This window comes from Enterobacter sp. SENG-6, assembly GCF_001605945.1.
GTDB lineage: Bacteria > Pseudomonadota > Gammaproteobacteria > Enterobacterales > Enterobacteriaceae > Enterobacter > Enterobacter cloacae.
Genome location: NZ_LOMM01000066.1, coordinates 1 through 13338, shown reverse-complemented (window position 1 = coordinate 13338; position 13338 = coordinate 1). Strand labels below are relative to the sequence as shown.

The following is a 13338-nucleotide window of genomic DNA, read 5'->3' as shown; positions in this document are numbered from 1 at the left end:
GTTATCCCTGCTGAGCTTTCAGTGCCTGCGCCCACTGACGGGCAGACTGGTCAAGTAAGGTATACACCGCCTCAAAGGCCTCACGGCTTTTGCGATAGGGATCGGGGATTTCGCGTTCGTTTTCCCAGTGACCAAACAGCATCACTTTGCCGCGCATCTCCGGTGCGATTTCGCATAGCGAGTGAATATGGCGTTTTTCCATCGTCAGGATCAGGTCATATTCCCGGCACATGCGGCCGGTGACCTGGCGGGCGCAGTGCCCGTCAAGAGAAAGGTTGTGATCGCGGGCCACGCTCGCGGCGCTTTCATCGGCACCTTTACCGACCAGCGCGCCCAGCCCTGCAGATTCGACGGTGAGCTCGGGCTGGTAGTGTTTCAGCAACCGCTCAGCCGTTGGGGAACGGCAAATGTTCCCCACGCATACCACCAGAATTTTATTAAACATCGCGGATTACCAGGTATGAATGTCGCGCGCCGTATCCGTCATGTAGCGAACGCCACTGATGGTTGGCAGCAACTGGTTGATCAGACGGTTCCAGCGGGCAACCGGTGCGGTGGTGACATACACCACGTCATAAGGCTGGAGGCGGAACTCAGTTGCCATTACCAGAGAAGTCGCATCGGACATATCCAGCTGGTAAATATTGGCAATCTTGCCTTTCGCACTGCCCTCGCCTTTCAGCGGACGAATCACGAAGATACCGGTGGCATTAGAGGTGGTGAGATCGATACCCTCTGCATTGCCCAGTGCTTCGGTCAGGGTCATGCCGCTGAAGTCCATTTTGAGGGTGCTCTGTTTCTTCACTTCACCCATCACGAAGACTTTCAGATCGTCATTACGCGGTACATACAGAATGTCGCCCGGATAGAGCAGACGGTTCTGCGTCAGGTCGCCGTTTTGCATCAGCGCCTGCAGAGAAATGCGTTGTTCTTTACCGTTGTGGGTCAGAACGACGTTGCGCCAGTCGGCACCGTCGGTTAAGCCGCCCGCGGCGTTAATGGCGTCCAGCACGGTCAGCGGCACGTTGGTGATGGCCTGCTGGCCAGATTTGTTCACCTGTCCGGAGATATAGGCTTTTTGCGAACGGAATGCGGCGATATTAACGTCCACCTGCGGATCGGCGATGTACTGCGCTAAGCGGCCGGTAATATCACTACGGATTTCGGCAAGGGTTTTCCCGGCAACGTGTACTTTGCCGATATAGGGATAGAACATGGTGCCATCAGACTGCACCCAGTTACCGGTGTCGCTTGAGCTGCGGTATTGGCCCGCTGGCGTGGTCAATTCCGGATGGTCCCACACGGTAACGTTAATCACGTCACCCGGACCTACGCGGTACTGGTAGGAGGCAATTTCCTGGTCCAGAGACATATTCGGCTGCGCAACATTTGGACGTGGACGTAATTGTTCGACCAGACGTGGTGTCAGTGGATAAACATTCACCATTTTGTCGAGATCAAAATCAGCATCTTGTTGTTTGATCACATCCTTACCCATTGTTGACATATTGCTGCCGGGAAAGACTGTACAACCACTCATCAAGGTCACAGACACCAATAATGGCATCAATTTCATTTTGGATTTCATCATTGATTATTTATCACTTTGGCAGAGTAATTATCCTGTGCAATTAAATAAGCCGGGTCGATTTGGCTTTCAGCATGCAGTTGTTCAAATAGAAATATAACTGGCATCAGTCCTAAAAAAAGCTTATTCATCCATTGGCTATTGACAGAATAATCGAGGCTGATTCACACGCTTTCAGGCACGCTACCGCCCTTGGCTTTCAGTTACCAATCCACTGACTAAACAATGCGTTATGGATAGACACCCTCTTTGATAAGGCCTTCTGGAAATATATCAGCCGCTTGCGATACACGGCAGATAATGAATAACCATCACTGAAGGCCGGAACAATAATAGCAACAAGGAGATTTAACATTCGATGCTGGGAGAATTGTTGCAGCTAACCTAATAGCAGGCAAGGAGACAACTGTCCTAATAACGGTTTTTAAGATTAATATTAAGAGCAAAGTTTTGACGTTTTAGGATTTTCTTTATATTGACAAAATTAAAATAAAAACCATTTATTGCGATATATCCTAAAATGCGTTCACCGTAATTAAATCTACGTATTTAGCTTATTTACAGATTCCGCATTGTTCTTCCTTTTTGCCGGATCGTATTAAGAGAAATCTCAGCCCGGCATTGCAATTTCCCCTGGCTTTATCCATGATCGAAGTGTGACATTGCTCATATAACAGAAGGTATTGCGATTACTATGGAATGGATTGCCGATCCATCAATCTGGGCCGGGCTGGTTACGCTGGTCGTCATCGAATTAGTGCTCGGTATTGATAACCTGGTCTTTATCGCCATCCTCGCCGAAAAACTCCCCCCGGCGCAGCGCGACCGTGCGCGCGTAACGGGCCTGCTGCTGGCGATGGTGATGCGACTGCTGCTGCTGGCCTCAATCTCCTGGCTGGTGACCCTGACAAAGCCCCTTTTCTCCGTTCACGGCCTGAGCTTTAGCGCGCGTGATTTGATCATGCTCTTCGGCGGGTTGTTCCTGCTGTTTAAAGCCACGGTAGAACTGAACGAGCGTCTCGAAGGCAAAGACAGCGAAAACCCCACCCAGCGGCGTGGGGCTAAATTCTGGCCGGTGGTGGCGCAAATTGTGGTGCTCGATGCGGTCTTCTCCCTGGACTCCGTCATTACCGCCGTCGGGATGGTCGACCATCTGGCGGTGATGATGGCTGCGGTGATCATTGCCATTACGCTGATGGTGATGGCGAGTAAAGCGCTGACCCGGTTTGTGAACAGCCACCCGACTATTGTGATTCTCTGCCTGAGTTTCCTGTTAATGATTGGCTTTAGCCTGGTGGCAGACGGCTTTGGGTTCCACATTCCGAAAGGCTATCTCTACGCCGCCATTGGTTTCTCCGTCATGATTGAGGCGCTTAACCAGCTGGCGATTTTCAACCGCCGCCGTTTCCTCTCGGCAAATCAGACATTACGTCAACGCACCGCCGACACGGTGATGCGCCTGCTCAGCGGGAAGAAAGAAGATGCGGAACTGGATGCTGAATCTTCCGCGATGCTGGCCGATCACAGTGACGGGCAGATCTTCAACCCGCAGGAGCGGCTGATGATTGAGCGGGTACTCAATCTTAACCAGCGCACGGTCAGCAGCATCATGACGTCGCGCCATGACATCGAACATATCGACCTCACCGCCCCGGAAGAGCAGATCCGCGCCCTGCTGGACAGAAACCAGCATACCCGGGTGGTCGTGACGGGGGGTGACGAGGAAGAGGAGCTGCTGGGCGTGGTGCACGTCATTGACCTGCTGCAACAGCAGTTGCACGGTGAGGCGCTCAATCTGCGCGCCCTGGTGCGCCAGCCGCTGGTGTTCCCGGAGGGGCTGCAGTTGCTCTCTGCCCTTGAGCAATTCCGTAACGCGCGTACGCACTTTGCCTTTGTGGTGGATGAGTTTGGTTCGGTTGAGGGGCTGGTTACGCTCAGCGACGTGATGGAAACCATCGCCGGTAATTTGCCAAACGAAGTGGATGAAATCGATGCGCGCCACGACATTCAGAAAAACGCGGACGGTTCATGGACGGCCAACGGCCATATGCCGCTTGAAGACCTGGTCCAGTATGTTCCCCTGCCGCTGGATGAAAAGCGCGAGTATCACACCATTGCAGGTATGCTGATGGAGTATCTGCAGCGCATTCCCCAGCCGGGTGAAGAAGTTCAGGTAGGCGACTATATGCTCAAGACGCTGCAGATTGAAAACCATCGCGTGCAGAAGGTGCAGCTGATACCGCTGCGCGACGAAGACGAGATGGATTTTGAGGTGTAAAAAAGCCGGGTGGCGCTTCGCTTACCCGGCCTACTGTGCCCGGCTTTTGTAGGCCGGGTAAGCGAAGCGCCACCCGGCACAACAGGCATCACAGCTTATCGAGCAGCTTCTTCACGTCCTTCCCGTTTTGGGTATCTTTATTGCGATCCGCCCAGTCGTTCAACCGACGTTTGGCTTCATCCTGCAGATGCTTGCGCAGGATCTGATCCACCTGCAGGCTGTAGTTCAGCGACTGCCATTGGCCATATACGCTCAGCGGTACCGGCGTCTCTTTCAGGAAGTCGATCAGCTTACCTTCACCCTGCCAGCCGGACAGCACCTGAACGTTGAAGTGGGTATCCGCCGTCTCTTTTACCAGATCGAGCTTGCCCTCGCCGGTTAATGACAACAGTGAGGAGGTCCCCTGCATGCTGTTCAGAGAGAGCTGCCCATTGTCGAGCGTCAGGTCACTGCTAAAGCTGTCGAGACGCGTGGCGCTGTCGTAATTTTCCTGCGCTTTAACTTCGCTGCTACGCTCCACCGCCTGCTGTACCAGCTGCTGGAAGTTGAGCCCTTCCATGCGGGCATCTTTCAGTTCAAGGTGAGCCTGCCCCTGCCAGTCGCGGCGGAAAGCATCAGCATCGATCTTCGTGCCCGAGAAATCCCCCGCCAGCGTCAGTTGACCCGTCATGGAGATGGGGTAGTCAAAGGCTTTCAGGATGGTGCCAATCTCAACGTTGTCGAGACGCGGCTGAAATTCCGCAGTCGAGGCCTCTTTACGCACATCCAGCGTGCCCGGCAGGGAAAGGTGCCCGGCGCCCATTTTGCCGCTCAGTTCGGAGATCACCAGCAAACCGTTCTGGTTGAACATCTGGCTGCTCACGTCGGTGAAATCGATACCGCGCCAGCGCAGGCTGTTGGCCTTCAGCAGAATGTCCGCCGTGAAGCCCCGCAGACCGTTATAGTCCGGCTGATCGAGATTAGACGAGATAACCGGACGCGTCTGTTTCCCCTGGTTTTGCCCGAGCTGCGCGGGATCGTTGTCCGTAGCGCTCGCCGGAGGCGGAGGAAGCAGGTTTTCCAGGTTGAGCTTGTCAAACTGCAGATTGAGCACCCATTTCGGCTTCGCCTCCAGAATGACGCTCGCCTGCCCTTTCAGGCTGCTGTCGTTCGCCTGCAGGTTGAGATTATTCATCTCCAGCTGTTTTAACTCTTCACGCCAGACGGCCTGCATCGTTCCCTGACCGGCAATCCCCTGGGCAGGGAGATCGGCTCCTGTCAGTTGCCAGTTTAGCTGCTGAATGTCGGCGGTAAGCTGGTGCGGATAATCCGACGCATTGACGCTGGCATTCAGAGACAGGGTGAGATCGCGCTGATCGCGGTTGACCCGTCCGCTAAACTCCAGCGAAGCAAGATGGTGCTCATCCTGCTCCATTTTGAGGTTGATATTCCGTACGGTGACCTGCTCATCGTCTTCATGCTGGAAAACCAGCACGCTATCGGCCACCTTCAGTTTGCCGATATCGAATGACCAGCCCGTATCTGACGGTTCATCAGGTAAGGTATTTTCCCGCGGCGCAACCGGCGCATCCGCGTTACGCACGGCTTCAGTTTGCTGGGTAAGCTGAATCACCGCGCCTTTTAACATCACCTGGTTGACCTGCAACTGGTGCGAAAAGAGCGGAACTAACGCCACATCAAGGCGCATGTTCTCGGCAGACACCAGGGGCTGCGCAGCCCCCGGCGCGGTTAACGACATGCGGCCAGAGAGAATGCTGAGCTGGGGCCAGACGTGCCAGCGCAGCGGCCCATCCAGCTTCAGTTGATAACCACTGCGGGCTTCGACCTGCCGCACCATATAGGCGCGAAAATCATTCGGGTTAACCAGCAGAACCAACGCTGAAAGGCCAGCAACCAGCACCACCAGCAAAATCATCAGCGTTGTCAGAACTCTTCTCATGGCATCCTCAATGGACTAACGATCAGTCTTTATCAATACGGCTGGCAACCGCACCCTGCTGGTCGCGGTATTTTGCGTCCTGACGGCGGTTGTAAGGACGATCGGCCGGACCCGTCAGCGGTTCAAAGCTCAGCGCACCAATCATCATGCCCGGGCGCAGCGCCAGCGGCAGTTTACCGGCGTTGAAAAACTCCAGCACGATTCGGCCCGACCAGCCTGGATCGATACGGTGCGCGGTCACGTGTACCATCAACCCCAGACGCGCCAGAGAGGAACGGCCATCGAGCCAGCCCACCAGATCCGCGGGCAGCGTCACCGATTCAAAGGTCACCGCCAGCGCCAGCTCGCCCGGATGCAGATAAAAGGCCTCGCCTTCGTCGATAACGATTTCGTCACTCATCACGCGATCAAGCGCGGCGCTGACTTCATCCTTCGGCCCGCTAAGGTCGATGAACGGTGCGGTATGGCCGCTGAAGGTGCGGAATTTATTCCCCAGTCGCACATCAACGGTGACACCATTGATACGCTCCACGGGTGGACGTGGGGTAATAGACAGGCGGCCTTCATCCAGCCAGGCTTCTATATCGCGATCACAAAGACGCATGGCACTCTCTCCTTTCGTGCATCGTGCCCTGAGGATAACGACTCAGGGCAAAGCAGGTTATCTCTGAACGGTACACAATTCGCGCGGCTTATTCAAAAAACTGGCTGATTTTCGCTTTTAAGATATCAATGGCAATGCGGTTTTTGCCTCCGCGCGGCACGATAATATCGGCGTATTGTTTGGATGGTTCAATAAATTGCAGGAACATTGGGCGAACGGTTTTCTGGTACTGCGCCATGACGGAGTCCATTGAACGGCCACGTTCGTTCACGTCACGCTTGATGCGGCGCATCAGACAGATGTCCAGCGGGGTATCAACAAAGATGGAGAAGTTCATTGACTCGCGCAGACGCGCGTCGGTCAGAAGCAGGATGCCTTCAAGGATAATCACCTTCTTCGGCTCAATGCGAATCGTTTCCTGCGTACGGGTATGTTCCACGTAACTATAAACAGGCAGTTCAATCGCCTGGCCGCTCTTGAGCGCTTCTAAATGCTGGAACAGCAAGCTGTGATCCATGGCATTAGGATGGTCATAGTTCGTTTTTACGCGCTCTTCCATCGACAGATGGGATTGGTCTTTGTAATAACTGTCTTCGGGAATGACGCCGATGTGCTCATCACCAACTTGTTCACGCAGTTCGCGGTAAAGCGTACTGGCAATAAGACTTTTACCTGAAGCCGATGCGCCGGCAATGCCTATAATGACGCACTGATGAGACTTATCAGTCATAAATTTAGCGACCTGATTAACCTGGATGTTAAGGAAGGACGACGCCGGAGCGTCAAACGCGGCAATTATAGGGATTTCACGGGCGTGATACCAGTCGAAAGCGCAGGTTATGCGAGACAGGCTGAAAAGTGACGCCATGTTCCCTGAGTGAAATTTTTACGCGCGTTTTTTCAGCGTTTAACAGGATTTTTTTACACACTAACTATTTAATAAATCTATGATGTCAAATTATGAGCAGTCGCCATATGAATTGTAAATTGTTTGTACTAGCATAAACCAAATTAGCACATTCACTCGTCCGGACCTTACTCCCGACGGCATGGCGTCTCTGGATAAAGCGGTAATGAATAAACAACACCAGCGGGTTTTGGTTACCACCCCACATCCTCTTATGCGACTTGTCTGTCTGGGCCTGGTCACCTTTATCTTTACCCTTTTTTCGCTGGAGTTGACCCGCTTCGGCGCGCTGCTGGCTCCGCTCTGGTTTCCCACCGCCATTATGATGGTGGCGTTTTATCGCCACGCCGGAAAAATGTGGCCCGGTATTGCCCTGGCCTGTTCGTTTGGCAATATTCTGGCCTCGTGGATGCTCTTCTCCTGGTCGTCGATTAATCCGACCTATACCGCCATTAACGTGGTGGAAGCGGTAGTTGGTGCATTATTACTGCGCAAACTGCTCCCCTGGTACAACCCGCTGCAGAATCTGAATGACTGGATCCGCCTGGCCATCGGCAGCGCGCTGATCCCCCCGCTGGTGGGCGGTGTGCTGGTGCATTTACTGATACCCAGCCCGGAGCCGCTGCGTAATTTCCTCGTGTGGGTCTTGTCTGAAGCGGTTGGCGCACTGGCCCTGGTGCCATTGGGTTTGCTGTTTAAGCCGCACTATCTCCTGCGTCATCGAGACCCGAAACTGCTGCTGGAAACGCTGGTAACCATGGCCGTGACGCTGGTCCTTAGCTGGGCGGCCATCGTCTGGCTGCCATGGCCTTTTACCTGCGTCATTGTTCTGCTGATGTGGAGCGCAGTACGCCTGCCGCGCATGGAAGCCTTTATGGTGTTTCTGGTCACCGTGATGGTGGTTTCACTGATGATTGCCCGTAACCCGGAGGCATTGACCACGCAGCACACCGGCGCGATGCAGAATGCCCCCTGGCTGCCGTTCCTGATGCTGCTTCTGCCAGCTAACGTCATGACCATGGTGATGTATGCCTTTCGCGCAGAGCGAAAACACATCACTGAAAGTGAAGAGCGTTTTCGTAATGCGATGGAGTATTCAGCTATTGGCATGGCGCTGGTCAGCATTGACGGCCAGTGGCTGCAGGCCAATAAAGCGCTGTGTAACTTTCTTGGCTATAGCCAGACGGAGCTGCAGTCGCTCACCTTCCAGCAGCTAACCTGGCCGGAAGATCTGCACACCGACCTCGAACAGCTTGAACAACTGGTCAACGGGGATATCAACACCTACACCCTTGAGAAACGCTACTACACCCGCAGCGGCGAAGTGGTCTGGGCGCTGCTTGCGGTCTCGGTTGTACGTCATGCCGACGGTTCACCGCTCTATTTCATTGCCCAGATTGAAGATATTAACGATCTGAAGCAGACCGAATGGGTCAATAAACGGCTGATGGAGCGCATTACCCTTGCCAATGAAGCGGGCGGCATTGGCATCTGGGAGTGGGATCTTGAGCCGGACATCATCAGCTGGGATAAGCGGATGTTTGAGCTGTATGAAATCCCGCCGCACATCAAACCTACATGGCAGCTCTGGCACGATACGATGCTGCCTGAAGATCGCGCCCATGCGGAAAAAGTGCTTCGGGAATCACTCATTTCACGGCTGCCGTTTAAGCTTGAATTCCGTATTCGCGTGAAAGAGGGGGTACGCCATATTCGCTCCCTGGCGAACCGGGTCCTGAACAAACAGGGGGAAGTCGAACGCTTGCTCGGTATCAATATGGACATGACCGAAGTGAAGCAGCTCAATGAGGCCCTGTTCCAGGAAAAAGAGCGTTTGCACATTACCCTCGACTCCATCGGCGAAGCAGTGCTGTGTACCGATGTCGACATGAATGTCACCTTTATGAACCCGGTCGCCGAGAAAATGAGCGGCTGGCTGCAAACCGAGGCCATCGGCCAGCCGGTGCTGAAGGTTCTGCATATCACCTTCGGCGAAAAAGGGCCGCTGATGGAGAATATTCACAGCGGCGATATGTCCCGTTCAGATATCGAGCAGGATGTGGTGCTGAACTGCCGTACCGGCGGCGTTTTTGATATCCATTACAGCATCACCCCGCTCAGCACGCTGGACGGGCAGAATATCGGCTCGGTGCTGGTTATTCAGGACGTCACCGAATCGCGCAAAATGCTGCGTCAGCTCAGTTATAGTGCTTCTCACGATGCCCTCACCCATCTGGCAAACCGGGTCAGTTTCGAAAATCACCTCAAACGGCTGCTGCAAACCGTGCAGGAGACGCGCCAGCGACATGCGCTGGTGTTTATCGATCTCGATCGCTTCAAAGCCGTCAACGATACCGCAGGCCACGCGGCAGGCGACGCCCTGTTGCGGGAGCTTGCGTCCTTGATGCTGACCATGCTGCGCTCCAGCGACGTGCTGGCGCGTCTGGGCGGGGATGAATTCGGGCTGCTGCTGCCGGACTGCAATATTGAAAGTGCCCGCTATATTGCGGGTCGGCTGGTCCATACCATCAACGACTATCACTTTATGTGGGAGGGCCGCCTGCACCGGATCGGCGCCAGCGCGGGGATCACGCTGATTGATGAAAATAATCATCAGGCCTCGGAAGTCATGTCCCAGGCCGACATTGCCTGCTACGCCTCGAAAAACAACGGTCGCGGCGTGGTGACGGTGTACGAGCCCCAGCAGGAGCGGGCCCACAGCGCGCGCAGCATGATGTCGCTTGATGAACAGTGGCATATGATCAAAGACAACCATCTGATGATGATCGCCCGCAGCGTGGCCTCCCCGCGCATCCCGGAAAGCTGCAACTTCTGGCTGATTTCGCTGCGCCTGTGGACCAGCCAGGGAGAAGTGCTGGAAGAGCACGCCTTCCGTTCCGGCCTGGCGGAGCCTGAGCTTTTACATGCGCTGGACCGCCGTATATTTAGCGAATTCTTCCGCGCGTATGCCGCTCCGGTTGCCAAAAAAGGCCTCGGGGTCGCCCTTCCCCTGTCCGCCGCGGGTTTAGCCAGCGCCACGCTGATCGACGAATTGCTCGACCTGCTGGATAAAGGACCTTTACCGGGCCGTCTGCTGCATCTGGTCATCGCGATCGACGTTGTGGCAAACCCGGATCCGAACGTCCAGACGGGGCTGCAAAAGCTCCGCCACGCTGGCTGCCGCGTGGTGCTCAGCCAGGCGGGACGCAACATGGAGCTCTTTAGCCACCTTGGTGCCAACGTGGCTGATTATCTGATGCTGGACGCCGAAGTGGTGACCAATGTGCACGGCAACCTGATGGATGAGATGATGGTTACCATTATTCAGGGCCATGCTCAGCGTCTGGGGATGCGAACCATCGCCGGTCCGTGTAACCAACCCATCATGATGGATACGCTCTCCGGCATCGGCGTTGATTTTATTTTCGGTGACACCATCGGTGAGCCGCAGCCGCTGGATCTACTGCTGAACACCAGCTATTTCGCCATCAACTGATGGCGTCCAGCCGTCGGTATACCAGATGTGCAACAGGGCGTAAGAGCGCCACGGCTGCCAGCGCTGGGCGTAGCGGCGAATTTGCGCAGGCGTCATGCCGGCAAAGCGTTGCTTAATCAGGTAGTCATCCGGCAGGAACACATCTTTCGCCTGCCAGCCGCGCAGGGCAAGGTAATTTGCCGTCCAGCGCCCTATCCCCGGACGCTGCTGTAAGGCTTTCATCCCGGCCTCAATATCCGCAGGCGGGAACAGGGGAAACGTGCCGTCGACCACGGAGCGGGCCAGATGAATCAACGACTCCGCCCGTTTGACCGGCATGCCGAGGGCCTTCAGCGCCAGCGGATCCACCGCAGCCAGCACCTCAGGTGTGGGAAAGCACAAATAGCCCGGCGCATCTTTTACCGGTTCGCCGCACAGGGCTACCACCCGTGAGGCCAGCTTCGCCGCCATCGCCACGCTGACCAGTTGCCCCAGGATCGCTCTCACGCCCTGCTCGTAGGCATCCATCGCCCCCGGTAAGCGCAACCCTGGTCGCGCAGCGCCAAGGTCGCCCAGCGCCTGCTGAATTTGCTGCGGATCGCAGGCAAGATCGAACAGACCTGCGATGCGTTCAAGACAGGTCTGCGCAACCGGGATTAACCCCGGGCTGAGCGTGACGTTGAGCGTGTGGGCGTTCAGATCCGGGGTGACGCGAAAGATCCCCTGGTGTCGCTGGCAGGTGAAACTGCGCTCGTAGTAGCGTTCGGTAACCGTCTCGATCCCCTCCACCGCACGCGCACCAAGAAAGCCAAACATCCATTGCCAGTCATAAGGGGGTTGCCAGGTCAGGGTATACATCGTCACTCCTTTTTTGTTCACCTCAGCATAAACCGAAAGGCCTTGTTTCGCCTTGCTTTCATATTCCTGTTGTCGCCGGTCGGGCATTCCGCTAAAGTCTCGCCCCTTCTCACTGGCATGGGGATTAATCGTGTTTATTGGATTCGACTACGGTACGGCGAACTGTTCGGTTGCGATTATGCAAAACGGACAACCACTGCTCCTGAAAATGGAAAACGAGAGTACGCTGCTGCCGTCAATGCTCTGCGCACCAACCCGCGAAGCGGTCAGCGAATGGCTGTTCCGCCACCATCAGGTTCCGGCCACGGCGGCGGAATCACAAGCGTTGCTGCGCCGGGCCGTCAGTTTTAACCGCGAAGAAGATATCGACGTCACACCGTCGAGCGTCCAGTTCGGCCTCTCGTCGCTCGGACACTACATTGACGACCCGGAAGAGGTCTACTTCGTTAAATCGCCAAAATCGTTTCTCGGCGCCAGCGGGCTGAAGCCGCAGCAGGTGGCGATGTTTGAAGATCTGGTCTGCGCCATGATGCTGCACATTCGCAATCAGGCGCAAACCCAGGTACCGGAGACAATCGATCAGGCGGTCATTGGCCGTCCGATCAACTTCCAGGGGCTGGGTGGCGACGAGGCTAACCAGCAGGCGCAGGGGATCCTTGAGCGTGCCGCGCACCGCGCGGGCTTTCGCGACGTGGTATTCCAGTATGAGCCGGTGGCGGCGGGGCTGGATTTTGAAGCCACGCTGACAGAAGAGAAGCGCGTGCTGGTCGTCGACATCGGCGGGGGCACCACCGACTGCTCACTGCTGCTGATGGGGCCGCAGTGGCATAACCGTCGTGACCGCGAAAACAGCCTGCTGGGGCACAGCGGCTGCCGCGTGGGCGGTAACGATCTGGATATCGCGCTCGCCTTTAAGAGCCTGATGCCACTGCTGGGAATGGGTGGGCAAACGGAAAAAGGGATCGCTCTGCCGATCCTGCCCTGGTGGAACGCTATCGCCATCAACGACGTCCCCGCGCAGAGCGATTTTTACAGCAGCGCGAATGGCCGCTTCCTGAACGATATGGTGCGCGATGCCCGGGAGGCCGACAAGGTCGCCCTGCTCTACAAAGTCTGGCGTCAGCGTCTGAGTTATCGCGTGGTGCGTACTGCCGAAGAGAGCAAAATCGCCCTCTCCGATCGCCCGGAGCACGCGGTTTCCTTGCCGTTTATCAGTGAAGATCTGGCAACCGCCATTTCTCAGGAAGGACTGGAAACCGCGCTCGCCCAGCCGCTGCAGCGCATTCTGGAGCAGGTGCAACTGGCGCTGGAGAACGGCAAAGAGAAGCCGGACGTGATTTACCTGACCGGCGGTAGCGCCCGTTCGCCGCTGATCAAGAAAGCGCTGGCAGAACAGCTGCCGGGCATTCCAGTTGCCGGCGGCGATGACTTTGGCTCCGTCACGGCGGGGCTGGCGCGCTGGGCGCAGGTGATGTTTAGTTAAATACACAAACTGAGGCCCCTCGATCATCTCGTGGGGCCTCAGTATCGGTATCTATATTGAGCGACAACGCTCCACTTGCATTGGGTCTGAATTTAGTCTTTTTCTCCTCCATGCAGACCCTATGGCACTGTTGCAAATAGTCGGTGGTGATAAACTTATCATCCCCTTTTGCTGATGGAGCTGCACATGAACCCATTCAAAGGCCG

At 55.6% G+C, this 13338-nt stretch carries 9 protein-coding genes; 3 read left to right on the top strand and 6 right to left on the bottom strand.

The window, feature by feature from the left end:
* Window position 1: 1 nt before the first annotated feature.
* Window positions 2-445, bottom strand: a complete 444-nt coding sequence (gene wzb / locus AX755_RS20520; protein WP_013097882.1) for a low molecular weight protein-tyrosine-phosphatase Wzb — start codon at window positions 443-445, stop codon at window positions 2-4.
* A 6-nt stretch (window positions 446-451) separates the two neighbouring features.
* On the bottom strand, window positions 452-1591 hold the full coding sequence (locus AX755_RS20515; RefSeq protein WP_014170829.1) for a polysaccharide export protein: 1140 nt from the start codon (window positions 1589-1591) through the stop codon (window positions 452-454).
* A gap of 691 nt (window positions 1592-2282) precedes the next feature.
* On the opposite strand from AX755_RS20515, the gene AX755_RS20510 reads away from it, so the two are divergent.
* Window positions 2283-3866, top strand: coding sequence for a TerC family protein (locus AX755_RS20510; protein WP_062857340.1), 1584 nt, complete (start codon window positions 2283-2285; stop codon window positions 3864-3866).
* Between the two features lie 88 nt (window positions 3867-3954).
* On the opposite strand, the gene asmA is transcribed toward AX755_RS20510, so the two are convergent.
* The 3 genes from asmA to udk form a co-directional block, all read right to left on the bottom strand.
* Window positions 3955-5805, bottom strand: a complete 1851-nt coding sequence (gene asmA / locus AX755_RS20505; protein WP_062857339.1) for an outer membrane assembly protein AsmA — start codon at window positions 5803-5805, stop codon at window positions 3955-3957.
* Window positions 5806-5827: 22 nt separating this feature from the next.
* A complete protein-coding gene (dcd, locus tag AX755_RS20500) occupies window positions 5828-6409 on the bottom strand; it encodes a dCTP deaminase (protein WP_013097886.1) in 582 nt (193 codons plus the stop codon).
* Between the two features lie 88 nt (window positions 6410-6497).
* Window positions 6498-7139 carry a uridine kinase gene (gene udk / locus AX755_RS20495; protein WP_008500855.1) on the bottom strand — a complete coding sequence of 214 codons (642 nt, stop codon included), beginning with the start codon at window positions 7137-7139 and terminating at the stop codon, window positions 6498-6500.
* A 343-nt stretch (window positions 7140-7482) separates the two neighbouring features.
* Here udk and AX755_RS20490 point away from each other — a divergent pair, with 343 nt between their 5' ends.
* Window positions 7483-10812: a diguanylate cyclase gene (locus tag AX755_RS20490; RefSeq protein WP_062857433.1), complete on the top strand. Its 3330-nt coding sequence runs from the start codon at window positions 7483-7485 to the stop codon at window positions 10810-10812.
* Here AX755_RS20490 and alkA read toward each other — a convergent pair.
* Window positions 10777-11649, bottom strand: a complete 873-nt coding sequence (gene alkA / locus AX755_RS20485; protein WP_038979546.1) for a DNA-3-methyladenine glycosylase 2 — start codon at window positions 11647-11649, stop codon at window positions 10777-10779. The two genes, AX755_RS20490 and alkA, sit on opposite strands and share 36 nt — an antisense overlap.
* Window positions 11650-11779: 130 nt before the next feature.
* On the opposite strand from alkA, the gene yegD reads away from it, so the two are divergent.
* The gene (gene yegD / locus AX755_RS20480; RefSeq protein ID WP_062857338.1) at window positions 11780-13132 is read left to right on the top strand and encodes a molecular chaperone; all 1353 of its coding nucleotides are present in this window, start codon (window positions 11780-11782) and stop codon (window positions 13130-13132) included.
* Window positions 13133-13338 lie beyond the last annotated feature (206 nt).